This window comes from Lacisediminihabitans sp., assembly GCF_036569425.1.
GTDB lineage: Bacteria > Actinomycetota > Actinomycetes > Actinomycetales > Microbacteriaceae > Lacisediminihabitans.
This window is the reverse complement of the sequence record NZ_DATCQQ010000085.1, coordinates 1-22,607: the sequence shown is the minus strand read 5'-3', so window position 1 is coordinate 22,607 and position 22,607 is coordinate 1. Positions and strand designations below refer to the sequence as shown.

Sequence of the window (22,607 nt, the reverse complement as noted above, 5' to 3'; positions counted from 1 at the left end):
GGTCGTGTTCCGTGTCACTCACGTGCAGCTCGACGCGCCGCTAACAAACTGACTCCTTCGACGGCTGGCGGGAGGCCCGCCAGCATGCACAACAACTCACCCCAGCCTTCCACATGTGCGGTGATGTCGTGGTCGAGGGGGGTCCAGGAGGCCCGGAGCTCGATCTGGGCACCGTCGCCCTGGCTGGCGAGCTCGCCGTAACCGGTGGAGAGGATCTTGGTTGCGGTGCCGGACGCCGCCAAGTACTTGGCACCCCGGGCATCGAGCGCATCCACGAGCCAGGACCACGCGACGTCGGCGAGGAACGGGTCGAGTCCGATGTCTGTCTCGAGCGGTGCCTGGGCGAAGCAGACGATGCGGAAGGGACCGCCCCACGCTTCGGGCTCGCTCGGGTCGTAGAGCAGGATGAACCGGCCGGTGCCGAGGTCGGAGTCGGCCTCGTGACGCGCGGGCGTCACGTCGGCCGCGAGCGCGATGCTGTATGGCGCGAGGCTGCCCGGGGCGGGGATCTCGGTGAGGGTGAGCTCGGAGCGCAGCCGGGCGCGGCGAACAGAGTGGAGCGCGGCGGCGAAGGCGGCCGGCACCGATTGTCCTGCGGGTTTTTCGGGCACGACTGAAGACTAAAGTTCGACTGTGGCAGATTCTCGAAGGCACGCCGTCCGGGGCTTCCCCTGGTTGACCGCGAGCCTGCTGGCCGTAGGAGCCGTGGTGAGCCTCGCCGCCGTCGCGTCGAGCGTGCTCACGGTGGTGGTCGCCCGCACGGTGGTGACGCCGCCGCGACGCCGGCCGGAGGATGTCTCGGTGCTGTCGGTGGACCTCGAGGCCGGAACGATCACCCTCAATGACACGCCGGTTGCCCTGCTGCCCGGCGAATACAGCTTCTGGTTCGCGGCGGGAGCCGGCCACGCCAAGCTCGGCGAGATCATCCGCCGGTCGGGGCACACGGTCACCCGCCGGGTGATCTCAGTCGATTCCGGCGACCTGACGAAGGCAACGCGCGGGCGGATCAACGGCTGGTTCTTCCTGACCCCGGCCGAACTGGGGGTGCCGTTCGAGAACGTGGAGATCGCGACGGAGTTCGGACCGGCACCGGCCTGGCTCGTGCCGGCCGCCGAGCCGAGCACCCGCTGGGTGATCCAGGTGCACGGGCGCGCCGTGCGTCGCGCCGAGACGATCCGCGCGATCCCGGTGTTCCGCGACGCGGGCTACACCTCGCTGCTCATCTCCTACCGCAACGATGGCGAGGCGCCGCCGAGCCTCGACGGTCGCTACGGGCTCGGCGACACCGAATGGCGCGACGTGGAGGCCGCGATCCAGTACGCCGTCGACCACGGGGCAACGGATGTCGTGCTCATGGGCTGGTCGATGGGCGGGGCGACGGTGCTGCAGGCGGTCACCCGGTCCGGTCTCGCGGGAGTCGTGCGCGGTCTCGTGCTCGACTCTCCGGTCGTGGACTGGGTCACGGCCCTCCGCTTCCAGGGCCAGCTTCTGCGGCTGCCCGTGCCGGTGCGGTCGGGCGTGATCTCCCTCATCGGCGCCGAGTGGGCGAGGCGCCTCACCGGGCAGGGCGCCGCGATCGACATCCGCCGGCTCGACTTTGTTCGGCGGTCCGACGAACTCGACCTGCCGATCCTGCTCATGCACAGCGACGACGACGGGTTCATCCCGCCGACCGCGTCTCGAGCCCTCGCCGAGGCGAGGCCGGACATCGTGACCTTCGAGTCGTTCAGCGGGGCGCACCACACCAAGCTGTGGAACTACGACCCGCCGCGGTGGAACGCCGCGATCGCTCGTTGGCTCGCCACCGCGCCGCTCGCCGCCCCGTCCGGCGACTGACCGGGATTCAGCGTCCGGGCAGGAACCAGCGCGCGTAGAGCCCGCCGTCGTCGTCGACCATCAGCTGTCGCAGCTCGACGGGCCTCTCGTCGATCGCGCGGTCACCCAGCAGCCGCAGCCGGCCGGCGCCGATCCTCGGGCTCGTCGAGAGGCAGAGCTCGTCCACGAGCTCCGCATCGAGAAGCTGCGCAGCGAGTGTCGGGCCGCCCTCGCAGACGATCCGGTCGAAGCCCAGAGTCCTCAGCGAGCCGACGATGGATGTCGCCGCGAGCTGCCCGTCGACATCCCGGATCGTGACGATGCGGGCAGCGATGCCGCCCAGGGACTCCCGAACGGCGAGTTCGGCACTCGCCGGGCACAGGACGATCAGTCGATCGGGCGCGAGTTCCGGCGAGATGCGATGGCCGGTGAGATCGCCGCTGCCCGTCACCACGGCGAGCGGCACGGTGCGCGGGAGCTGGTAGCCCTCCGCACGAACGCTCGCCGCGCCGACCAGCACGACCTGGCTGTGGCGACGGATCACGCCGAGAATCTTGCGGTCCGCGCGATTGCTCAGGGACTCCGAGGTGCCGTCGGCGCCCGCCGCGCTGCCGTCGACGCTCGCCACGAGGTTGAGTCGCAGCCAGCGTTCGGCGCCGGGTTCGTAGAGGTCCGCGAGGCGCGCCCGCGCATCCGCCCCGTCCGTGTCGATCGGTTCGCCGGGTCCGGGGAAGACGCGCGTGAGGATCACGCGGCGATCTTCTCCCGGATCTGTCGCTTGGTGCGCCGGAGCATCGCCGTCATGCCGCGGATGCGGAGGGGGCTGACCGCCTCGGTGAGCCCGATCGTGTTCGGGAAGTCGTCCGGCACGTCGAGCACCTGCTCAACAGTGAGGCCGCTGAGGCCCTGCGCGAGGATGGATGCGAATCCGCGAGTGGTCGGAGCCTCCTTGGGCGCCGTCGCGAACAGGTGCACGATCCGGTCGTCGTCCACCTCCACGAAGATGTAGACGGGCGACTGGCACTCATCCACCCGCTCGAACAGGTCGGGGTGCTCCGCGTAGCGCGGCGGAAGCTCGGGCAGTTCGTTGGCGAACTCCAGCAGCAGCACGAGCCGATCGCGCTGGTCGAGTTCGAGAAAGTCGTCCTGGATCTGGGTGAGAGAGTCGGGGAGATCGCGTTCTGTCATGGCTCTCCAGTATCGCACCGCAGTATCCCGCGCCGCGTGGTCAGGGTTCGGGGTCGCCGCGGCCGCCCCCGACCGACCCGACTATCGACCGGCGGGTACCGCTCCCGGCTCCGTGCCCTTGAGGATCGGCACGCGCACGGCGGAACCCCACTCGGTCCATGATCCGTCGTAGTTGCGCACCCCTTCGAAGCCGAGCAGGTGGGTGAGCACGAACCAGGTATGGCTCGACCGCTCGCCGATGCGGCAGTAGGCGATCACATCATCGCCGTCCCTCAGCCCGGCGCCGTCGCGGTAGATGGAGTTGAGCTCGGCGAGCGGCTTGAAGCCGCCGTCCTCGGCCACGGCCTTCGCCCACGGCACATTCTGTGCGGTGGGGATGTGGCCGGCGCGCAGGGCGCCCTCCTCGGGGTAGGCCGGCATGGTGGTGCGCTGCCCGGTGTACTCCTCCACGGAACGCACGTCGATGAGCGGGCGGCCGAAGTGGGCGAGCACGTCGTCCTTGAAGGCGCGGATGGCCGCGTCGTCGCGCTCGACGACCGGGTAGTCCACGGGGGCGATGGCCGGGGCATCCGTCGTATAGTCGCGGCCCTCCGCCTCCCACTTTGCGCGGCCGCCGTCGAGAAGCCGCACGTCCTCGTGGCCGAACAGGGTGAACACCCACAGTGCATAGGCGGCCCACCAGTTGTTCTTGTCGCCGTAGATCACGACGGTCGTATCGCGGGCGATGCCCTTCGAACCGACAAGTTTCGCGAACTGTTCGCCGTTGATGTAGTCGCGTTCCACCGGGTCGTTGAGGTCGGTATGCCAGTCGATCTTGACCGAGCCGGGAATGTGTCCGGTCTCGTAGAGCAGCACGTCTTCGTCCGATTCGACGACGACGAGGCCGGGGGTGCCGAGCCGCGCTTGGAGCCACTCGGTGCTCACGAGCCGCTCCGGGTGGGCGTACTCGGCGAATTTCGCGGATGAATCAACCTCGACGGTCATGAAGAACCTCCAGTTGACGCCTGATGCGGGCGACGGTATGCGTGTTTGCGGGCAGCTAGGCTTGAGAAGTACCCGTAACGAATCTACGCACTGCGCGAGGCTCCAGGTGGCCCCCCGTAAGAGTTCGACACATATTCGCGGACCGGATCTTCAAGGCAAGGGCGAGGGACGAGTGAGCGCTGACCGGAGTTTCCTCGGACTGTCGAATCCGGAGAGTCTGCTGGATCGTCAGCCGACTCTCAGCGGCACCGAGATCGTCGAGCAACTCGTTCCGCCGCGGCAGTTCCAGTCGGCCACGCTCGACTCCTACCGGCCCGATCGCGACTTTCCGTCGCAGGGGGCGGCGGTCGCCGCCATCCGCAACTTCGCGCACTCGGATTCCGGAAAATCGAGCGGCCTCTTCTCCCGTCGCCGTGCACCGGCCGCCCTCCCGGGGGTCTACCTCGACGGTGGTTTCGGCGTGGGCAAGACCCATCTGCTCGCCGCCTTGTGGCACCTGATTCCTGGCCGCAAGTACTTCGGAACTTTCATCGAGTACACCGCGCTCGTCGGCGCACTCGGCTACGCGCCCACGGTGGCCCTGCTCAAGGGCGCCTCAATCGTCTGCATCGACGAGTTCGAACTCGACGACCCGGGAGACACGCGCCTGATGTCGCGGCTGCTGTCCGACCTGGTGGCATCCGGATCCAGGATCGCCGCGACATCGAACACCCCGCCGAACGCCCTCGGCGAGGGCCGGTTCGCCGCGCAGGACTTCCTGCGCGAGATCGACGCCCTCGCTGCGCGCTTCACCACCCTCCGCATCGACGGCCTCGATTACCGCCGCCGTCACTTCGAGGGGCACGCCGCCACGGTCGCCGAGGGCGACCTCGACGCGGCGATCGCCGGCGTGGAGGGCGAGATCACCGTCGACAGCTTCGACGATGCCGTGAGGCACCTCGCCTCCGTGCATCCGTCCCGCTATTTCAAGCTCGTCGACGGACTCGACGGGATCGCCCTCACGGACGTGCACGTGCTCGCCAACCAGACGGATGCCCTCAGGTTCGTCGCCTTCGTCGACCGCCTCTACGACGCCCAGGTACGCATCATCGCCACCGGAACACCGCTCGACGAGATCTTCCCGGAAGAGATGCTGGCCGGCGGTTACCGCAAGAAGTACCTGCGCGCGACCTCGCGACTCATCGCCCTCACCGCCGGGCACATCTAGCGATCCGACACCGCGGCAGCGCAGGAAGCCTCGCGGCGGGGGAGAGCGCGCGGTGCGGCGGGAAAACTGCGACCGGCGTCAGGCGGTGGTTCGCCCGGAACGGTAGTGACGAGAGCGCGCCGCTGTGAGTGAGACGCCGATCACGGCCGCGATCACCGAGGCGACGAGCACGGCCAGCGTGCCCTGCACGGCGATCTCGTGGTCGTGGGCGTATGCGAGCTCGTTCATGAGCAGGGACACGGTGAATCCGATGCCGCCGAGGCCGGCCACCGCCACGATGTCTCCGAGCGGGATGCCCTTCTGGCCCCCGCGACCGGCAAGGGCGCTGGCGATCACCGCCCCGCCGGTGATGCCGATGAGCTTGCCAACGGGGAGGGCGACGACGATCGCCCAGAACACGGGGCTCAGTTCGGTGATGCCCACCGCGGGCAGCGCGACGAGCGCCGCCGCAAACGCGAAGACCGGCAGGATGAAGCCGTTGCTTACGGGTTCGAGGGCGTGGCGGGCCTTGCCTGCACTCTTCCCCGCCATGATGAGCCCCAGGGCGACGCCCGCGATCGTCGCGTGGATGCCCGACAGGTGCACGAGCACCCACGCGGCGATCCCCAGTACGATGAGCAGCGCGACGATCGGTGCCGAGCGCGCCCGGGCGCTCAGCCAGCCGAAGAGAAGCACGACGGGAACGGACACGAGCAGCGGAATCGGCTGCAGGTCGCTCGTGAAGAAGGCCGCGATGATGATGATCGCGATCAGGTCGTCGATCACGGCAAGCGCGAGCAGCAGCGCGCGCACCCGGGAGGGGAGGGCGCGGCCGACGAGGGCGAGCGCTCCGAGGGCGAAGGCGATGTCGGTGGCGGTGGGGATCGGCCAGCCGACAGACAGCGCCGGGTCGCGCACGAAGAGCAGGAAGATGATGGCCGGCACTATCACGCCGCCCACCGCCGCGACCGTGGGGACCAGAGCCTTACGCGCGCTGTTCAGTTCGCCGTGGGCGAGTTCGTGCCTCAGTTCGATCGCGGCGATGAAGAAGAAGACGGCGAGCAGTCCGTCTTTCTCCCAGTCACCGACCGTGAGATTGAGTCCGAGCCAGGGGATGTCGAGGTGGAAGTCCTTGGCGTTCTGAAGCGCGGGCCCCCAGGCGGTGTTCGCCAGAATCACCCCGAGAACTGCAGCGCCGAGGAGCAGGAAGGCCGCGTAGCGCTCGCTTCTCAGGATTTTCATTGGCCCCCACTCGACTCACTTCGAGTCTATGGGGGACATCCGGCCCGCCCGGACGCGATTGCGAGGCGGATCCACGGAATCGCGAAACACGATGTTTACATTCACGCCTCGGGCGTAACAGGAGTGAAACACGGAGACAGCGCTGCGGAAATGTCTGCCCGCCAAACTAGCCCCATCCCGAGGCGGATCGGATCGGCGGCCCGTTGAGTCGATCGAGAGCAGAAGCCCACGGGAGCCCTGTGAAATAGAGAGAGGCAACCCCAACCCATGGTCGCATTGTCGGTCCTTACGAATGCCACTACCGACGGCATCACGCTCAACTTGAACTCCCTGTGGCTCCTCGTGGCCGCAGCCCTCGTCCTGATCATGACCCCCGGGGTCGCCTTCTTCTACGGCGGCATGGTGCGGGCGAAGAGCGTCATCAGCATGATGATGATGAGCTTCGGCGCCATGGGTCTCATCGGTGTGCTCTGGGTGCTCTACGGCTACGGCCTCTCCTTCGGCCCACCGCTCATCTCCGGCTGGCTCGGAAACCCGTCCAGTCTCTTCGGTCTCGGCAAGCTCGTCGGCATCGGAAAGGGCGGCGCAATGACGGCCGACCTCAACGGTCTCGCCTTTGCCGGATTCCAGGCCACGTTCGCCATCATCACCGTGGCCCTCATCTCCGGCGCGATCGCCGACCGCGCCAAGTTCGGGGCCTGGATGGTGTTCGCCGGTGTCTGGGCGACCCTCGTGTACTTCCCGGTCGCTTACTGGGTGTTCAACCTCACCGACGGCTGGGCGCCCCACATCCTCGGCGTGAACGACTTCGCCGGCGGTACCGCGGTGCACATCAACGCCGGTGCGGCCGGTCTGGCCCTCGCCCTCGTGCTCGGCAAGCGGGTCGGCTTCAAGAAGGGTCTGTCCAAGCCGCACAACGTGCCCCTCACCCTGCTCGGCGCGGCGCTGCTGTGGTTCGGCTGGTTCGGCTTCAACTCCGGTTCCGAGGCCGCGGTCGACGGCGTCGCCGCGATCGCCTGGATCAACACGCTCGCGGCGCCCGCCGCCGCGATCCTCGGCTGGCTCATCGTGGAGAAGATCAAGGACGGCAAGCCGACCTCGATCGGTGCCGCATCGGGCGCCGTCGCCGGTCTCGTCGCCATCACCCCAGCCTGCAACATCCTGACCCCGGGTTGGGCAATCGTTCTTGGACTGCTTGCCGGTGCGGTGTGTGCCTTCGCGATCGACCTCAAGTTCAAGCTCGGGTTCGATGACTCGCTCGACGTCGTCGGCATCCACCTCGTCGGCGGTCTGCTCGGCACGCTCTACATCGGCATCTTCGGCAGCGGAATCGGCCTCATCGACACGGGCAGCTTCAAGCAGCTCGGGGTGCAGGCCGTCGCCGGGTTCGGCATCGGCATCTACTCCTTCGTGCTGGCCTACGCGATCGGCTGGACCATCCAGAAGACGATGGGCTTCCGCATCACGAACGAGGACGAGGTCGCCGGAGTCGACACCATCGTCCACGGCGAAGAGGGCTACGCGCTCGAATCGGCGTAACGCCAGAATCACAGCACGCGGGGTGTCGTCCTTCCGGGGCGGCACCCCTCGCTGCGTGACGGGCCGTGTGAGACTGGGCCGGTGACGATCAAGGGCGCCGGCCACGGGAGGATGCCATGACCGCAACCAGCGTCTGGCTGAGCGTGATCGGTGCGGCCGCCATTCTCGCGTCGGGGGTCTTCTTCACGGTCGTGCAGAATCGCCTGGTCGGCCGGAGTTCACGCGGACTCTGGTCGGGTGTCGCCGTGATCGCGGCGATCGGCGCCGCCGTGGGGCTCGTGCTCGTCGTCCTGCGGCCGCCCGGGGTCGCGCCCCTGTTCACCGCCCCGATCGCGGCGCTCGGGGCATTCTTTGCCGTGGTCGTGACCTCGCCGGCCCGGCGTGCGTCGGCTCGCTCCCTGCCCGTGCTGGTCTTCGCCGCCCTCGCGACCCTTTTCGTCGCGCTTCCGGCGCTCGCGACGGTGTTCGGCACCTGGTTCGACCCCTTCGGCACCGGCCTCGGTTTCATCGACCTCGGCGCGGCACTGCCGGCGCTCGTGGCGGCGGGCGGCGGTGGGGTCGCCGTGTTGTGGATCGAGCGGCCGGCGGAGGCGCGAGTCGCCGCACCGGTCGCCGCACCGCTCGAATCGTGGTGGCGGGTGCTCTGGCCGACGCTTGCCATGTGGGCCGCCTGGTTGGGTTGGCTCGTCGGTCTCGAGCTGGCCATCGACTCCCATACGCCGGTCATCCTGCTCAACGCCATCCTGATGCCACTGGCTGGGGCTCTCGCGGGCGCCCTGGTCGAGAGGGTGCGGGATCGCGCGAACACCCCGCTCGGTCTCGTGACGGGTGTGGTCGGCGGGCTGGCGGCCGCGACCCCGGCGTGCGCGAACCTCGAACCGGCCCTCGGCGTGGTGGTGGCCGCCCTGAGCGGGGCGGTGTGCCTACTGCTTCCGCGACGCGGATCCGCCACCCTCCTGCCGACGCTGGGCGTGGGCGGGGGGATCGGCCTCGTGCTGGTCGGAGGCCTCGCCACCGACGTGAGCTTCATCTACACCGGCCAGCCCGAGGTGCTGATGGGGCAGGCGCTGGCGGTGATTGCGGCCGCCGCCTGGTCGTTCGCCGCCTGCGCGATCCTCTGGGCCCTGCTGCGCCGGATCGGCAAGTCGCGGGCTCCCGAAACCCAGCGCGGCGAGGCCGGCGGCCGCCAGGCTTAGTCTTGGCGGGTGGAGCCCATCTCGCAGACCGCACCCGCCCTGCCCGGCCGGGCGATCCTCGAACAGTTCTGGGCCGACCTCACCTTCATCCACTGGCGGGTGGATGCCGCCCTCGTCGCGCCGCTCCTGCCCGCCGGCGTCGTGCCCGACGTCTTCGACGGCAGCTCCTGGGTGGGCCTCATCCCGTTCCGGATGGCCAGCACGGCCGCGCTCGGCGGCCCGCCGGTGCCCTACTTCGGCGAGTTCACCGAGGTGAACGTACGCCTCTACGCGGTCGACGTGCAGGGGCGCCGCGGTGTGGTGTTCACCTCGCTCGAGGCGTCCCGGCTGGCGGCCGTGCTCGGCGCGCGAGCCGCCTTCTCGATCCCGTACTTCTGGGCGGCGGCCACCTTCGACCGCGTCGGCGACGAGCTGCGATATTCGAGTCGCCGGCACTCGCGGAAGGCGCCGGCCTCGCGGGTAGTGAGCCGACCATCCGACGTGCGTGTCCTGGACGATCCGCTCGCCGATTTTCTGACCGCCCGGTGGCGGCTCTTCGTGCGGCGCGGCTGCCGCACGCTCGTGATAGCCAACCGGCATCCGCCGTGGCCGCTCTTCGTGGCCGAACTGGTGTCGCTGCACGACGAGTTGCTCACTGCGAGCGGTCTGCCGGGCATATCCTCCCGGCCACCGGATTCCGTGCTCTACTCGCCGGGCGTTCTCACCCAGTTCAGCGGTCCGGAGGTCGAGCCGGCAGAGCCGACGGTGCTCAGCGCGTGATGACCGCGCGAATCGTGGCGCGGGCCGTCTTCGCTTCGGGGATCGGCAGCAGAGCGTACACGTGGATCATTTCGGGCTGCTCGTGGTACTTCACGGTCAACCCGGCCGGGCCCGCCAGCCGGACGAGCCGTCGGACATCCGCATTCAGGATGTCGCGGGTTCCGCTGAACATCGTGACGGGGCCGAGCCCGGCGAGGTCGCCGTGGATCGGGCTCACCATCGGGATCGCTCTCGGACAACTCGCCGCGGTAGATCTCGCCCGCCGCGTGGGGACCCGGAACGGCTAGCCACGGGTCGCGCGGCGCGATGACCGCGAGGGCCGGGTCGGTGCCGCTGATGTCGAGCCAGGGCGAGATCAGCACGGTGGCGCGCATCCCGGGCGCCCCACGATCCCGCAGCTGCATGGCAACGGCGAGCGCCGTTCCTCCGCTGGCCGAGTCGCCGATGATGCTCGTGCTCTCGGCGCCGACGTCGCGAGGCGGTTCCGCGAGGGGCGATCTCCTAGACCGGCCAGCCCGATGTGGTGCGCACCGTCACGTCAAGACCACGGAACAGGCGCTGCGGGGCAGCGAACCTCGCCGGATTCAGTTGCAACCGGGGGATCTGGCGGCGGGTGAGTTCCGCAGAACTGAACCGTCGCTTCGACCCGCGCAGCGTGATCTCGAGCGGCAGCAGCCGGCCGACGAGGCTCTGCATAGCGCTCCCTGGAGGGGTGGGACCTCAGCCGCCACCGCAGGGGACCGTGTTGTGGGCGATACCGGACTCGAACCGATGACCTCTTCCGTGTGAAGGAAGCGCGCTACCAACTGCGCCAATCGCCCGCCGTGCACAATCCTGCCATATCCGCGGGCCTGTTCAGAAACACGACCCCCCGCAGCCCCGGAATGTGACCGAAATGGCCTCGGTTCGGCGACACACTCCAATCTGGATTGGCTCTCTCCCGCAGCATCAGATAGAGTCTTCCAAGCACGCAGGAATGCGTGCAGTGCGGATGTGGCGCAGTGGTAGCGCATCACCTTGCCAAGGTGAGGGTCGCGAGTTCGAATCTCGTCATCCGCTCGAGTGAAGTTCCATGGTGGCTGAATATTAGGGCAGTATGGGGACCCACACATGGTGGCGTGGCCGAGAGGCGAGGCAGCGGCCTGCAAAGCCGTCCACACGGGTTCAAATCCCGTCGCCACCTCGAAGATAAACCGCGCGGAGATAGAATAGAAGAAGAAGCTTGAGCGATTGGCGCAGCGGTAGCGCGCTTCCCTGACACGGAAGAGGTCGCTGGTTCGATCCCAGTATCGCTCACACGGAAACCCCCGGTAATCCGGGGGTTTTTCCGTTAACGAGGATGCCCGTCGCGGTGTAACCGTCTCGCCGGTTGTCGGACGGGCGCCGTACCGCGCCAACCTCCCGTATCGATGTCGAGAAGCTGAGTGCATCTCGACGAAGACGGGCGCATACTGGGGGTAGCAGGGAACCGATACCAGCTGTGGCACCGCCGACTCGCCGTCTGAAAGCCTTCGGGTTAGGGCTAGACGAGCATGCCGGTTGGCGGCGCTACAGTCCTCGGCACGATGGAGCGTCAGGCGACGACGACGCTCGCCCCGGCAGGAGCGAGACGGGGCCTTTGTGCCCGACGAGTGCCGACGGCGCGTTCCTAGACTCGACTCACGACCGGTGTCCGGCCGATCCAGAGGTCACTAAGGAGACCGAAATGGCACTGAAATTCGGAGTGTTGGCGCTCGTCGAGGCGAAGCCCGGCAAAGAGCAGAACGTGTGGGAGTTTGTGAGCGGCGCCCGCGACATAGTGATGAACGAGCCGGAGACAAAGACGTGGTACGGCTTCCGCGTGAACGAGAACACCTTCGGGATCTTCGACACGTTCGAGACGGAAGAGGGTCGGCAGGCGCACCTGGGCGGGGCGATTCCCGCCGCGCTCGGCGAGCACGGCGCGGAGCTGCTCGCGAAGGATCCGGACATCAGGCTCGTCGAGGTCATCGCCGTCAAGTAATCTGAGATCTTGCAGGGCCGGCTGCTCCGAACGACAAGGAGCAAGGTGGCCGAGTGGCACCCGGTGCGCATGGCCGTGCCGGTCGAGTGGATCGTGCGGTATCCGGCGCAGATCCCGCCCATTGGCGTCGTGCGGCGTCTCGAGTTCGGCGTGAGGCCCGACGTCTGGTTTCGTGCAGTCACGTGGGACAAGGCCTCCGAGCGGCGGCACCTGATCGGCTATTTCCTGCGCCAGGAGGATGCCGTGGCTGCCGTCTGGGCCACATTCCTCGCCGCGTCCACCGCGCAGCACCAGGTGGCGTCCAGGCGGGGCCACGAGGGCGGACGGTCGGTTCCGCCGACGCATTCGGTGCCGCAGCACGTGGAACGGGATTAGGCCCCGGGCAGGAGCACGATCTTGCCACGCACGTGACCGGACTCGCTCTCGCGCTGTGCCTCGGCCGCCGCGCTGAGCGGCAGCCGTCGGGAGATCTCGATTTCACACTCGCCTCGGCGAACGAGTTCGGCCACCGCGTCGATGGCCTCGCGGCGCAGCGCCTGTTCGTGAGCGGTGAGCGGCACCGGGCGTCCCCCGGCCCAGGCCCGGATACCCAGCTCGGCGGCCTTCGCCCCGAGCACGATGGTGCCGATCCGGTTGTGGTCAGCGACGAGTTCGAGCGAGGTCTCGATCGCCTCGGTGGTGCCCGCGGCGTCCAGGGCGACGTCGATGCCCTGAGGCGAGACCGCCCGCACCCGATCGGCGAGCCCCGGACCGTACGCGATGGGGATGGCGCCCAGTTCGACGAGCCTGGCGTGGTTGGCGACACTCGCAGTGGCGACGACCGTGGCCCCCCAGGCGTGGGCGAACTGCACGGCCGCCTGCCCGACCGCGCCGGAGCCGCCGTGGATGAGGAGGGTATCGCCCCTGGTGACTCCAAGCGAGGTGAGAACCTGGAACGCGGTACCGGCCGGCACGCCGATCGCGGCCGCCTGCTCCCAGGAGAGCGTCTTCGGTTTGGCGACCAGCTGGCGCGGGTAGGCGACCACGTGGCTGGCATAAGCGCCATCCGCCCCACGAACGATCACCTCGTCTCCCACCGACCACCCGCCGACCTGCGCACCGGTCTTTATGACGACTCCCGCGGCATCCGATCCGACCCGCCTCGGCCCGGTCAGGGGAGGGCTCGACCGCAGTCCGGAGCGCAGCTTCGAATCGATCGGGTTCACTCCGGCCGACCGAACCTCCACCACGACGCCGTCGGGGGGAGCCGACGGGGTCGGAACCTCGACCACCTCGAGGACCTCGGGCCCGCCGAACCGGGAATACTGCACGACCACTGCCATGTCTTCGGGCCTACGAGCGGGCGAAGGCGGTCTTGAGCGAGACCTTCTTGGAGTACTCGATGGATCCATAGCGGAAGAGGCGCACGGCAAGGCGCAGAACGATGATGCCGAGCGCGAACTGCTCCACGATCACGATCGTCGCCTCGAGCGGGCTCAGGGAGCCGAATCCGTTCCGCAGCATGGCGGTGACCGGCGCGCTATACGGGAAGTAGGTGAACAACTGCACGATGAACGCGTGCGGGTCGGAGACCACCAGCGTCACGGCGTAGAACGGCACGAAGATGAGGGCCATCATGATGCCGAAGACCTGCCCGGCCTCCTTCGCCGTCGGCATGATCGCGCCGACCGCGACGAGGGTGCCCGTGAACAGGGTGAAGCCGCCGGCGAGCAGTAACGCGCCGACGAGCATCTGCCACGGATTGATGTTGAGAGAGGAGAGGTCGAGCTCCGGCAGGCTTAGGGCGGTGCGGAAGAACACGTAGCCGATGATGATCGGCAGGGTGAACACGATCATCTGCACGAGGCCCACGATGAAGAGGGAGATCACCTTGCCCACCACGAGGGTGGTCGGGTTGAGGGTGGTGAGGATCATCTCGCTCACCCGGTCCTCCTTCTCCTCGAGGGTCGACGTGAGCATCTGGTTGCCGAGCAGAAGGATCACGATGTAGAAGATCGCCAGGAAGAGCAGGGGAGGGATGACGCCGCCGATGCCGCCCGCCTCCACGCCGTCCTTGTAGGTGGTCGACTGGACCGGCACACTGCCCTGGGCGAGGGTCGCGAGCTTCGCGTCGCCGATCTTCGTCTCGGCGCTCGCCACGAGGAGAGCGGTGGCCACCGAGGAGTACTTGCCGTTCTGGAAGATCCCCTCGTCGACGCCGTAGACCTTTGTCGTCTGCGTGGTGGGGTTCGCCGGGTAGGCGAAGTAGGCGTCGAGTGCGCCGGACTTGACGTCGGCAATGGCGGCCTTCGGGTCCGCCGCGGGAGTTCCGCCGAATGAGGCGACGATGGCCGGGTCGATGTAGCCGGAGGCGTCACTGTAGCTGAAGGTGAGCTTGGCGTTCTTCTGCGAGTTCACGCTCTTGTCGGTCGCCGTGTTCGACAGCACAACGAGGGCGATCACGATTCCGAAGATGACGGGCACGATGAGCGTGGAGATCCAGAACCGGCGCTTGGTGAGGTTGCGCGTCACCTCGAAGGAGACGACGGTGCCGAGATTGTGCCGTGCCATGACTATGCCCCTACCAGTTCGTTCTCGTCGCCGTAGACCTTGACGAAGATGTCGTCGAGGCTCAGCCGGGTGGTGGTGAAACTGCGCACGAGCACGCCCGCGTCGACCAGTTCGCGGAGGATCACGGCCTCGTCCACCGTGCCGATCACGGTGAGCTCGGCGTAGTTGCGGTCACGCAGGCTCGCCTCGTAGTGCGGTGATTCCGGGATGTCGCCGGAGTAGGTGAGCCGAATCATGATTCCCCCGTACTGGTCCTGCACGTCGGGAATGCTGCCATACGCCTCGGCCTGTCCGTTCTTGAGCAGGATCACCCGGTCGCACAGTCGCTCCACCTCTTCCATCTGGTGGGTGACCATGAGCACGGTGGCGCCCGCCTTCTTCTGGTCGTCGATGATGTCCATGAGCAGGCGGCGGTTCACCGGATCGAAGCCCTTGGTCGGTTCGTCGAGGATGAGGAGCTCCGGGTCGTTCATGATCGTCACCCCGAGCTGCACCTTCTGCTGCTCCCCGCCGGAGAGCTTGTCGAGCCTGAGCTTCGCCTTGTCTGGCAGAGCGACCCTCTCGAGGTAGCGGTGCGACCAGGCGGCGGCGTCGCGCTTGCTCAGGCCCTTGAGCCGGCCGAAGTAGGTCATCACGTCGATCACGGACTCCTTCTTGTACAGTCCGCGCTCCTCGGGCAGGTAGCCGAGCCGATCGCCGTTCTCCGGGGAGAACGGCTGGCCGTTGATGTGCAGCATGCCGCCGGTGGGCTGGTAGATGCCGAGCAGGGCACGGATGGTCGTGGTCTTGCCCGACCCGTTCGAGCCGAGGAAGCCGAAGGTCTCTCCGCGGTTGATGTCGAACGACAGGTCTTTCACCACCGTCGTGCTGCCGAAATCCATTCGAAAGTTCTGGATGTGGACGAGGGGCTCAGCAGCGGCTTGTTCCATGCCTACGACACTAACCTCAGCACGAGGCACGCCGAAGTGACAAAAGTCACGAGCCGGCGTTCGGCTGCCGAGTGAAGAGGTAGATGACGCTCCGGTGGGTGCGGTACTCGGCGGCGCGCGTGAATCCCAGTCCACGGAGGGTGTCGATGCCGTACGCGTCGACGTGGGTCGGCGTCGCGTATTCGACGAGCCACAGCCTGTCGACGGTGGCGAGGCGGCCGAGACTCGCGGTCTTGGCGAGGCTGTATGCGCGATCGGGCCACGACGTGTTGCGGTAGTACGGGGTCTCGAGCATCACGTCGTCGAGACCCGTGAACCCGGCGCGGTAGGTGCGGAGCGCGAGCCGGGGTCGTCTGGACGGCCGCACGCTCTCGTCGAAGGCCACCGCGTCTCCCGCGTGCGCCCGAGTGCCGAGGGTCGCGCTGATGTTCGACCAGTCGCTGTCGTTCTTGGAATACGGCCCGCGCTGAGCAAGGTACGCGGGAACCGCCAGGCCCACGACGACCGCGATGGCGGCGGCGACCGCCCAGCCACGTCGCGAAGCCACGCGATCCACTCCGCACACGATCAGCAGGGCGGCGGCCGGAGCGCAGTACGAGAGGTAGCGGGCGGTGAAGTCGGCGACGAAGAACTGGCTGGTCACGAGGATCAGCGACGGCACGAACAGCCAGGTCGCCGCGACGAGCTCCAGGCTCGGCACGTGGGGAACGGGTCGGCTCGGGCGATCGCGCCGGCGGAGGCGGGCAACGAGCGGCACGGCGAGGGCCACGAGGATGAGAAGCCACGCGACCGCAGCGAATTCTGCGCTGCCGAACCAGAGGCTCACGGTGAGCGTGCCGAAGCTCACCTCGGTGCGGGAGGCGAGGTAGGCGATCTGTCGACGCTCGTCGATCGCCCAGAAGAGAAGGGGGGAGACGGCGAGCAGCGCGCCGACGCACGCGACCACCCAGCGTGCCATGGTGGCCCGTCCGACACGTGAGGCTCCGAGCACGATGCCGTGGGCCAGTACCAGGAGGCCGAGGTAGAGGAACAGGTACACGCCGGCGGCGAGGAGGGCCCCGTAGGCGACCCAGAGCCAGGCGGGCGGATGTCGCCGCCGCACGAGCTCGACCAGGAGGTAGGTGAGCCACGCCGCGATGGCGGCGCTCGCCGCATACGACCTGGCCTCCTCGCCCATGTAGGTCACCCGGGGGATGATGCAGCAGATGATTCCCGCGGCGATCGCGAGGCGGGGCGAGCGAAGGCGCGCCGCGATCAGGGTGACCGCCGCGACCGCGAGCCCGACGGCGATCGCGCTGGGAAGCCGCAAGGCGAAGGGCGAAGTGCCGACGAGGCGAATCCACCCGAGCAGCAGCAGATAGTACGCGCCGTGAACGGCGTCCACGTGGCCGAGCATGACAAAGAGGCTCGGGAGCGGCCGTTGGGCGGAGAGCAGACTCGCCGCCTCGTCTCCCCACAGCGACGGGATCCACGAACCGGCGGCGGACAGCAGGGTGGCGGCGACCCCGAGCGCGGCGGCCACCCAGCCGAAGCCTCGCGGTAACCGTGCTGCAACCGTCGAACGGTGATTCATCCGTGCCTTTCGTACCGAGGGAACCTCGCCAGACAATCTCATGAACATCCCGCCAAGAAACGGCGAAGAATCGAGCGTCAGCCTCGTTCGCTCGCCCGCGGGATGGTGAGAACGACAACCGTGCCGTTCGTCGAGGTTTCCTTGACGGACACGGTTCCACCGTGGCTCACCGCGATGTCGCGCACGAGCGCCAGACCTATGCCGAATCCCGTACGTGTGGTGCCGCCGCCGCCCGTGGCGTCGCCCGACTTGGCGAACCGGTCGAAGACGCGGTCGGGCGAGATGCCCTGGATGCCTGGCCCCTGGTCTTTCACTTCGAGGGTGACCCTGTTCCTGGTGCCGCGCAGTGTCACCGTCACCACCGAGCCGTCCGGTGAGTAGCGCAGGGCGTTGTCGAGCAGGGCGACGAGACACCGGTGGGCGCTCACCGCGGGCAGGCGGCTGAACAGTGGCCCGGGGGCATCGAGGTCGATCCGCACGTTGCGAGCCTGGCCGATCACTCGCATCGACTCCACGGCGAGCTCGGCGATGGCCGTGAGATTCTCGGGAATCGTGCCGCTTCCGCGGCCGCTGGCCGCCTCGGCCGCCTCGAGCAGATCGTTGACCACATCCATGAGCGATCTCGCGTCCCGACGCAGCTCCGCGACAACGGGCGACGACGGGTCGTCTGCGGCCAGTCCGCGCTGAAGCACCTGCAGGCGTGCGTCGAGCACTGTCAGCGGGGTGCGCAACTCGTGGCTGGCGTCGGCGATGAACGCCCGCTGGATTCGAAGGGCGTCCCCGAGGGGGCGCACGGCCCGTCGGGCGATGATCCAGCTGAGCACCCCGGCCAGCACGACGCCGACGGCGCCCAGCACGAGCGCGACGAGGAGGAAGTCGTCGGCACTGATCTTTATGTTGTTGTGGTCTGGCACGAGCTCGAACAGCTCGCCGGGCCTGACCCTCGAGAGCACGAAGAGAAAGACCGCGCCGATCGCCGCGAACACCACGACAGCAGTGGCGAACGTGATCTGCCAGCCGACCCGCCGGGAGGCTCTCCGCACGGCATCGGCGTCGCTGTCGGTGAGCCTGTCGTCGGCCCGGTCAGTCCCCTCGTTGGCGCTCACAGTTGGCCCAGCCGGTAGCCCTGGCCCCGCACCGTCGTGACGATGGCCACGTCCGTCTTGCGCCGAAGGTAGTGCACGTAGGTGTCCACAGTGCCCGGGTTGTCGTCGCTGCCGAAGACGGCGCGCAGGATCTGGTGGCGGCTGAAGGTGCGCTGCGGATTTTCGGCAAGCAGTTGCAGCAGGGTCGTCTCGCGGGAGGTCAGCAGGATCCGGCCGTTGTATGGCGAGTAGATGGCCCGACTCTCCGGGTAGAACTCCCACTGCCCGATCGAGACGACGGCGCCCTCGCCCGTGAACACCCGACGAAGCGCCCGAAGTCGCGCGAGAAGCTCGTCGAACTCGAATGGTTTCACGAGGTAGTCGTTCGCCCCGGCGTCGAGGCCCCTCACCTTGTCGCCGACGGTGCCGAGCGCGGTGAGCATCAGCATCGGGGTGGTCACCCGCTTGCCGCGAAGGGTCTCGATCACGCCGAGGCCGTCGAGCGACGGCAGCCGCCGGTCGACGATCATCACGTCGAAGTCGGCGGCGAGGGCCGCCTCCACGCCGAGCACCCCGTCCGCGACGAGGGTGACCTCGTAGGCGTCCGCGAGCACCTGAGCGATTAACGGTCCAAGTTGCGGGTCGTCTTCGATCAGCAGCAGCCGGGGTTTCGCTTCTTGCGCGATCTTCGCCATCACGGTCTCCGCATCAGCCAATCCGGATCGAGGCACGAGCCTCAGAACAGGCTAGCGCTGCGCGGCCCCTCTTTCGACGGACGACCCGGTCGCCCGGTAGAACTCGTCGACCGCCGCCCGGTTGTAGCTGCCGATGTCGATCGTCGCGTGCGGGACCTCGCCGCGCAGATAGTCGAACATTCCCACGGCGAGCGCCTCGTCATCCATGGCCACGACGTGCACCGAACGGTTGGGGAGGGCGTCGCGCACCGAGTCGAAGTCGACCGACACGACGGGCAGGCCGAGGATGGCCGCCTCGAGGATTACCATCGGCTGCCCCTCGTAGTTGCTCGAGAGCACGAAACAGTCTGCGGCGGCCATGATCGGGAACGGGTTGCTGTACGGCCCGGTCACCCAGGCGGCTCCGCGCAGGCCGAGATGGTGGATCTGCCGCTCGAGGTGATGGCGCAACGGACCGTAGCCCACCAGCAGCAGCCGGGCGAGCGGATGGGCCGCATGAACGATCGCAAAGGCGCGAAGCAGCCGGTCCTGGTTCTTCTCGGTCGAGTATCGCCCGACCGTGATGAACCACTTCGTGCCATCGTCTGCCAGCAGACCGTCGACCCACTCCGGCACCAGGACCGCATCGGTGTCTGGATCGCGCGGGAAGTCCGCGAGGGTCCTGAGGTCCCGGCCGGCACCGCTCAGCACGTGCTCTGCGTCGAGGAGGTTGCGGGCCGAGGTGAACTTCTTGTCGTCGATGCCGAAGGATGCGAGGTGCCGCCGGTTGACGTCGCTGAGACTCGCCGAGACGGACACCAGCGAGTCGAACTCCCGGTACAGGTCGAACACGGCCGGGAGCGAGTGCTGCATGCGCTTGCGTCCCCTGATCACCCGGTGGGTCTCCGCCGCCATGTCGTTGTGCAGCCAGATGGACCGCCGGGCCTTCGGTGCGTGCAGCAGCAGAGTCGCCCAGAAACTGGTGTAGCCGCTGAAGTCGGCCACGACGTCGAATCTGCTGTCCCCGAAGCAGCGCATCCACTCGTCGTCCCACAGCTTGTTCTGTCCGGAGGTCGACCGGTGCACGGCCGTGCGGAGGCGCTCGGCCATCCGGCGCCTGAGATGCAGGATCTTGCTGCCGTTCATGCCGCCCAATCGTGGGAACTGCCGAACCCGCGGGTCGATCCGCGCCTGGTTCTCGCGCTGCTGCTCACCCCGCGGTCTGGCGAATACCGCGGAGACGTCGAACCTGTCGTGATCGATCGCGCCGAGAAGGTTGAGGGCGGACGTCGTGATCCCGTTTGAACGCATGCCGCCGAGGTGGAGCAGGATCGAGGTGCGCGGATTCTGCTCGATGCTCGTGAGGTTGTAGCCGTCGCGGAGTCCCCGGAAGACGATGTCCACGACTCGTCGAGAGGCGTTGCCGTCGTCGTGCGCGGTGAATCGTTCCCGCCAGGCTCCATACGGCTCAGGGGGACCGGGGCGGCCGGCGTCGTCGCTGGCGAGTCCGGCGATCGCCGCGGCGACCTCTTCCGGCGTCGAACAGAGCGGACCCGGCCACTCGGCGGGCGGATAGTAGGTGCCGCGTGTGCTCGAGTAGTCGGTCATATCCGGCGTGTAGAAGACGATCGGTCGGCCGGTGGCGAGGAAGTCGAAGAAGATCGACGAGTAGTCAGTGATGAGGGACCCGCTGAGCCCGAGAACGACGTTGGTGGGGATTTCGTTCGACACGAGAATCCTGCGCAGCCGCGGGTCGTTGCGGGCGAACTGGTGCACGACCTGGTGGGTCTTGAGCAGAACGGTGTAACGGTCTTCGCCGAGGCGGGCCTGAAGGTCGGCCACGAAGTCCACGAGTTCCTGCACGTCGTCGGCGGGGGAGGAGAAGGAGTCGCCCTTCCAGGTCGGGGCGAACAGCACGATGCTTCGATTGCCGAGGTCGATGCCGTCGGACGCGAGACGCGCACGCCCGGCGAGGAACTGGTCCTGATTGAGCACCTGCCGGTCGAGACGCGGATAGCCCTCCTCGATGATGGTTCCCCGGTACAGCCCCTTGAGCCTGTAGGCCCCGGCATACATCCGTTCGGCCATGAAGGAATTCTGGGCGAGCAAGAAGTCCGCCTGCACGAAGTTGCGCAGGGTGTTGGCCGAATCGAATGCCCCGTTGGGCATGTCGTAGCCCATCTTCTTCAGCGGTGTTCCGTGCCAGGTGTTGAGGTAGACCTGGCCCGCCCGCTTGCTGAACTCGGGCGGGAACGTCGCATTGTTGATGAGGTACTGGCTCGTGGAGAGGGCCTTGAAGTAGGCGGCCGATCGGTACTCGACAAAGCTCACCCGGTCGTCGGCGGCGAACTCGTGTCGAATTCGTCGGTGTCGGTCGGTGCCGTCGAGCACCCAGATGTGCCTCAAGTGAACCTGGTCGGTGGCCTGGAGAAGTTCGCGGAAGATCGCCTCGGGATTGCACAGTGCCCCGTTGCCGGCGAACGACTCGTAGAGCACGGTTCCCGGGAGGATGGGGCGGGACCTCCAGAACGCGACGGTTTCGAAGCGCACGGCGCGCGCTGCCCTACGCACCCATCGCGAGGCTCGTCGCAGGGATAGTCGCATCGAGCGCTCCTCAGGTCGTGGACAGGCTTGCCGCCCCTGAATTTTTTCGTTCAGGCGCTAAGAAATCTCTAAGAAATCTTATACGAAGTCGTGATTCTTAGTCGTTTCTTTGTTGCCGAGGCGGAGCGTGGATCTCGGGCCATGTCCTCGGCCCAGAACTGTACTGACGGAGGTGTCTTCATGGCGTGGATCACTGTGGCCGTGGTCTCCCTGCTCGTGGTGGGCCTCGTGGCCATCGTCGGATGGGGCGCCGTCGTGCTGCTCTCGGAGGCCGGCGATCGGCTCGGCCTCGACGTGAACGAGTGAGTCGCACCGGCACACCGAGGTGTGGGGCGCGGAGGTGATCGGCGGTGTCTCGGGCGGCGTGATGCGCAAGGTGCCCGAGGTGACGGCGATCTTCTGGGCCATCAAGATCGCCTCCACCGGCATGGGGGAGACGACCTCGGACTACCTCGTCCGACTCATCGACCCGGTGATCGCCGTCGCCTGCGGCGCGCTGGGGCTGGGCATCGCGCTCGTGATCCAGTTAACGGTTCGCCGGTACATCCCGTGGGCGTACTGGCTCGCCGTGGTGATGGTGAGTGTGTTCGGCACCATGGCCGCCGATGTGCTTCACATCGGGCTGGGAGTGCCGTACCTGATCTCGACCGGGGTGTTCGCCGTCGCTCTCGCCGGCATCCTGCTGGTCTGGTTTCTCGTGGAAGGGACGTTGTCCATCCACAGCATCGCCAGCCGACGCCGGGAGGCGTTCTACTGGGCGACGGTGCTCGCGACCTTCGCGCTCGGTACGGCGGTGGGGGACCTCACCGCCACGACGCTGAACCTCGGCTATCTCGCGTCTGGCGCACTCTTCCTCCTGGTGATCGCCGTCCCCGCGGTTGCGCACTGGTCCAGGCGGGCGAACCCGGTGGTGACATTCTGGTTCGCCTACATCGTCACCCGGCCCCTCGGTGCCTCACTCGCGGATTGGGTGGGGTTGCCGCACTGGCGGGGTGGCCTGGGCTGGGGGACGGGCCCGGTGAGTGCCGCTCTCGGGGTCCTGATCGTTGGACTCGTGGGCTTCCTCAGTGTCGCGAAGAACGAGAGGGTGCCTGGCACTCCCGAGCCCGGCCTTGCAGCGCGACCGGGGTTGCGGGCCGACTAGATGAGTGAGTCCTAATCGGGGCTTGGCCGCGTGGAGGCTGTTAATCGTTGGCGGAGGGTGTTAAACCCTGTGTGTGAAAACCGACCTCAACACCCTCCTGACCACACTTTACGTCCATCTCGACGACCGGATCCTGC

Annotated in this window: 23 protein-coding genes, 4 tRNA genes and 1 pseudogene; 12 read left to right on the top strand and 16 right to left on the bottom strand. The window is 67.7% G+C overall.

Annotation, left to right across the window (positions count from 1 at the left end; translation table 11 throughout):
- Positions 1-14: 14 nt before the first annotated feature.
- Entirely contained in the window at positions 15-611 is a 597-nt protein-coding gene (locus VIM54_RS14680) for a DUF3000 domain-containing protein (protein ID WP_331902426.1), read from the bottom strand.
- A gap of 22 nt (positions 612-633) precedes the next feature.
- Here VIM54_RS14680 and VIM54_RS14675 point away from each other — a divergent pair, with 22 nt between their 5' ends.
- Positions 634-1,836: an alpha/beta hydrolase family protein gene (locus tag VIM54_RS14675; protein ID WP_331902425.1), complete on the top strand. Its 1,203-nt coding sequence runs from the start codon at positions 634-636 to the stop codon at positions 1,834-1,836.
- Positions 1,837-1,843: 7 nt separating this feature from the next.
- Here the strand turns inward: VIM54_RS14675 and VIM54_RS14670 are convergent, their stop codons facing one another.
- From VIM54_RS14670 to VIM54_RS14660, 3 genes are all read right to left on the bottom strand, one after another.
- A complete protein-coding gene (locus VIM54_RS14670; RefSeq protein ID WP_331902423.1) occupies positions 1,844-2,566 on the bottom strand; it encodes a dihydrofolate reductase family protein in 723 nt (240 codons plus the stop codon).
- Positions 2,563-3,003, bottom strand: coding sequence for a SufE family protein (locus tag VIM54_RS14665; RefSeq protein WP_331902422.1), 441 nt, complete (start codon positions 3,001-3,003; stop codon positions 2,563-2,565). The genes VIM54_RS14670 and VIM54_RS14665 overlap by 4 nt, the downstream gene beginning before the upstream one ends.
- 81 nt (positions 3,004-3,084) lie before the next feature.
- Positions 3,085-3,987, bottom strand: a complete 903-nt coding sequence (locus VIM54_RS14660; RefSeq protein WP_331902421.1) for a sulfurtransferase — start codon at positions 3,985-3,987, stop codon at positions 3,085-3,087.
- A 172-nt stretch (positions 3,988-4,159) separates the two neighbouring features.
- Between VIM54_RS14660 and zapE the strand changes: the two genes are divergently transcribed.
- Positions 4,160-5,194, top strand: coding sequence for a cell division protein ZapE (gene zapE / locus VIM54_RS14655; RefSeq protein ID WP_331902420.1), 1,035 nt, complete (start codon positions 4,160-4,162; stop codon positions 5,192-5,194).
- 78 nt (positions 5,195-5,272) lie between these two features.
- Here the strand turns inward: zapE and VIM54_RS14650 are convergent, their stop codons facing one another.
- Positions 5,273-6,415, bottom strand: coding sequence for a Na+/H+ antiporter NhaA (locus VIM54_RS14650; RefSeq protein ID WP_331902418.1), 1,143 nt, complete (start codon positions 6,413-6,415; stop codon positions 5,273-5,275).
- 267 nt (positions 6,416-6,682) lie between these two features.
- Between VIM54_RS14650 and VIM54_RS14645 the strand changes: the two genes are divergently transcribed.
- From VIM54_RS14645 to VIM54_RS14635, 3 genes are all read left to right on the top strand, one after another.
- Entirely contained in the window at positions 6,683-7,954 is a 1,272-nt protein-coding gene (locus VIM54_RS14645) for an ammonium transporter (protein ID WP_331902416.1), read from the top strand.
- 116 nt (positions 7,955-8,070) lie between these two features.
- Complete coding sequence (locus VIM54_RS14640) at positions 8,071-9,150, top strand: hypothetical protein (protein ID WP_331902414.1); 1,080 nt, start codon at positions 8,071-8,073, stop codon at positions 9,148-9,150.
- 9 nt (positions 9,151-9,159) lie between these two features.
- Positions 9,160-9,909, top strand: coding sequence for a DUF2071 domain-containing protein (locus VIM54_RS14635; RefSeq protein ID WP_331902412.1), 750 nt, complete (start codon positions 9,160-9,162; stop codon positions 9,907-9,909).
- On the opposite strand, the gene VIM54_RS14630 is transcribed toward VIM54_RS14635, so the two are convergent.
- From VIM54_RS14630 to VIM54_RS14615, 4 genes and pseudogenes are all read right to left on the bottom strand, one after another.
- Positions 9,899-10,129, bottom strand: coding sequence for an alpha/beta hydrolase (locus VIM54_RS14630; RefSeq protein ID WP_331902411.1), 231 nt, complete (start codon positions 10,127-10,129; stop codon positions 9,899-9,901). The two genes, VIM54_RS14635 and VIM54_RS14630, sit on opposite strands and share 11 nt — an antisense overlap.
- 88 nt (positions 10,130-10,217) lie before the next feature.
- Positions 10,218-10,313 (bottom strand): annotated as a pseudogene (locus VIM54_RS14625) (alpha/beta hydrolase); the annotation flags it as partial.
- A 97-nt stretch (positions 10,314-10,410) separates the two neighbouring features.
- Positions 10,411-10,605 carry a hypothetical protein gene (locus tag VIM54_RS14620; RefSeq protein ID WP_331902410.1) on the bottom strand — a complete coding sequence of 65 codons (195 nt, stop codon included), beginning with the start codon at positions 10,603-10,605 and terminating at the stop codon, positions 10,411-10,413.
- A 52-nt stretch (positions 10,606-10,657) separates the two neighbouring features.
- Positions 10,658-10,730, bottom strand: a tRNA-Val gene (locus VIM54_RS14615).
- A gap of 166 nt (positions 10,731-10,896) precedes the next feature.
- On the opposite strand from VIM54_RS14615, the gene VIM54_RS14610 reads away from it, so the two are divergent.
- The 5 genes from VIM54_RS14610 to VIM54_RS14590 all read left to right on the top strand — a co-directional run bounded on the left by VIM54_RS14610 (position 10,897) and on the right by VIM54_RS14590 (position 12,286).
- Positions 10,897-10,968, top strand: a tRNA-Gly gene (locus VIM54_RS14610).
- A 53-nt stretch (positions 10,969-11,021) separates the two neighbouring features.
- A tRNA-Cys gene (locus tag VIM54_RS14605) sits at positions 11,022-11,092 on the top strand.
- 41 nt (positions 11,093-11,133) lie between these two features.
- A tRNA-Val gene (locus VIM54_RS14600) sits at positions 11,134-11,205 on the top strand.
- 409 nt (positions 11,206-11,614) lie between these two features.
- A complete protein-coding gene (locus VIM54_RS14595; protein ID WP_331902409.1) occupies positions 11,615-11,911 on the top strand; it encodes an antibiotic biosynthesis monooxygenase in 297 nt (98 codons plus the stop codon).
- A gap of 45 nt (positions 11,912-11,956) precedes the next feature.
- A complete protein-coding gene (locus tag VIM54_RS14590) occupies positions 11,957-12,286 on the top strand; it encodes a hypothetical protein (protein ID WP_331902407.1) in 330 nt (109 codons plus the stop codon).
- On the opposite strand, the gene VIM54_RS14585 is transcribed toward VIM54_RS14590, so the two are convergent.
- The 7 genes from VIM54_RS14585 to VIM54_RS14555 all read right to left on the bottom strand — a co-directional run bounded on the left by VIM54_RS14585 (position 12,283) and on the right by VIM54_RS14555 (position 21,326).
- A complete protein-coding gene (locus tag VIM54_RS14585; RefSeq protein WP_331902405.1) occupies positions 12,283-13,233 on the bottom strand; it encodes an NADP-dependent oxidoreductase in 951 nt (316 codons plus the stop codon). The two genes, VIM54_RS14590 and VIM54_RS14585, sit on opposite strands and share 4 nt — an antisense overlap.
- A gap of 10 nt (positions 13,234-13,243) precedes the next feature.
- Positions 13,244-14,461 carry an ABC transporter permease gene (locus VIM54_RS14580; protein ID WP_331902403.1) on the bottom strand — a complete coding sequence of 406 codons (1,218 nt, stop codon included), beginning with the start codon at positions 14,459-14,461 and terminating at the stop codon, positions 13,244-13,246.
- 2 nt (positions 14,462-14,463) lie between these two features.
- Positions 14,464-15,342: an ATP-binding cassette domain-containing protein gene (locus VIM54_RS14575; RefSeq protein WP_331902401.1), complete on the bottom strand. Its 879-nt coding sequence runs from the start codon at positions 15,340-15,342 to the stop codon at positions 14,464-14,466.
- Positions 15,343-15,436: 94 nt separating this feature from the next.
- Entirely contained in the window at positions 15,437-16,912 is a 1,476-nt protein-coding gene (locus VIM54_RS14570) for a glycosyltransferase family 39 protein (RefSeq protein WP_331902399.1), read from the bottom strand.
- A gap of 128 nt (positions 16,913-17,040) precedes the next feature.
- Positions 17,041-18,069, bottom strand: coding sequence for a HAMP domain-containing sensor histidine kinase (locus VIM54_RS14565; protein WP_331902397.1), 1,029 nt, complete (start codon positions 18,067-18,069; stop codon positions 17,041-17,043).
- A complete protein-coding gene (locus VIM54_RS14560; protein WP_331902396.1) occupies positions 18,066-18,779 on the bottom strand; it encodes a response regulator transcription factor in 714 nt (237 codons plus the stop codon). Before VIM54_RS14560 ends, VIM54_RS14565 begins: the two co-directional genes overlap by 4 nt.
- Before the next feature lie 15 nt (positions 18,780-18,794).
- The gene (locus tag VIM54_RS14555; RefSeq protein ID WP_331902395.1) at positions 18,795-21,326 is read right to left on the bottom strand and encodes a glycosyltransferase; all 2,532 of its coding nucleotides are present in this window, start codon (positions 21,324-21,326) and stop codon (positions 18,795-18,797) included.
- Between the two features lie 180 nt (positions 21,327-21,506).
- On the opposite strand from VIM54_RS14555, the gene VIM54_RS14550 reads away from it, so the two are divergent.
- Both VIM54_RS14550 and VIM54_RS14545 read left to right on the top strand, forming a co-directional pair.
- Positions 21,507-21,632, top strand: coding sequence for a hypothetical protein (locus tag VIM54_RS14550; RefSeq protein WP_331902394.1), 126 nt, complete (start codon positions 21,507-21,509; stop codon positions 21,630-21,632).
- A gap of 34 nt (positions 21,633-21,666) precedes the next feature.
- Complete coding sequence (locus VIM54_RS14545; protein ID WP_331902392.1) at positions 21,667-22,470, top strand: hypothetical protein; 804 nt, start codon at positions 21,667-21,669, stop codon at positions 22,468-22,470.
- Positions 22,471-22,607: the final 137 nt, after the last annotated feature.

What these genes read in the sequence shown, in the direction of transcription:
- VIM54_RS14575 (WP_331902401.1), bottom strand. Translation starts at nt 15,342, where the DNA reads ATGGATTTCGGCAGCACGACGGTGGTGAAAGACCTGTCGTTCGACATC.
- VIM54_RS14585 (WP_331902405.1), bottom strand. Translation starts at nt 13,233, where the DNA reads ATGGCAGTGGTCGTGCAGTATTCCCGGTTCGGCGGGCCCGAGGTCCTC.
- VIM54_RS14550 (WP_331902394.1), top strand. Translation starts at nt 21,507, where the DNA reads ATGGCGTGGATCACTGTGGCCGTGGTCTCCCTGCTCGTGGTGGGCCTC.
- VIM54_RS14640 (WP_331902414.1), top strand. Translation starts at nt 8,071, where the DNA reads ATGACCGCAACCAGCGTCTGGCTGAGCGTGATCGGTGCGGCCGCCATT.
- VIM54_RS14645 (WP_331902416.1), top strand. Translation starts at nt 6,683, where the DNA reads ATGGTCGCATTGTCGGTCCTTACGAATGCCACTACCGACGGCATCACG.
- VIM54_RS14620 (WP_331902410.1), bottom strand. Translation starts at nt 10,605, where the DNA reads ATGCAGAGCCTCGTCGGCCGGCTGCTGCCGCTCGAGATCACGCTGCGC.
- VIM54_RS14580 (WP_331902403.1), bottom strand. Translation starts at nt 14,461, where the DNA reads ATGGCACGGCACAATCTCGGCACCGTCGTCTCCTTCGAGGTGACGCGC.
- VIM54_RS14650 (WP_331902418.1), bottom strand. Translation starts at nt 6,415, where the DNA reads ATGAAAATCCTGAGAAGCGAGCGCTACGCGGCCTTCCTGCTCCTCGGC.
- VIM54_RS14630 (WP_331902411.1), bottom strand. Translation starts at nt 10,129, where the DNA reads ATGGTGAGCCCGATCCACGGCGACCTCGCCGGGCTCGGCCCCGTCACG.
- VIM54_RS14595 (WP_331902409.1), top strand. Translation starts at nt 11,615, where the DNA reads ATGGCACTGAAATTCGGAGTGTTGGCGCTCGTCGAGGCGAAGCCCGGC.
- VIM54_RS14665 (WP_331902422.1), bottom strand. Translation starts at nt 3,003, where the DNA reads ATGACAGAACGCGATCTCCCCGACTCTCTCACCCAGATCCAGGACGAC.
- VIM54_RS14555 (WP_331902395.1), bottom strand. Translation starts at nt 21,326, where the DNA reads ATGCGACTATCCCTGCGACGAGCCTCGCGATGGGTGCGTAGGGCAGCG.
- VIM54_RS14660 (WP_331902421.1), bottom strand. Translation starts at nt 3,987, where the DNA reads ATGACCGTCGAGGTTGATTCATCCGCGAAATTCGCCGAGTACGCCCAC.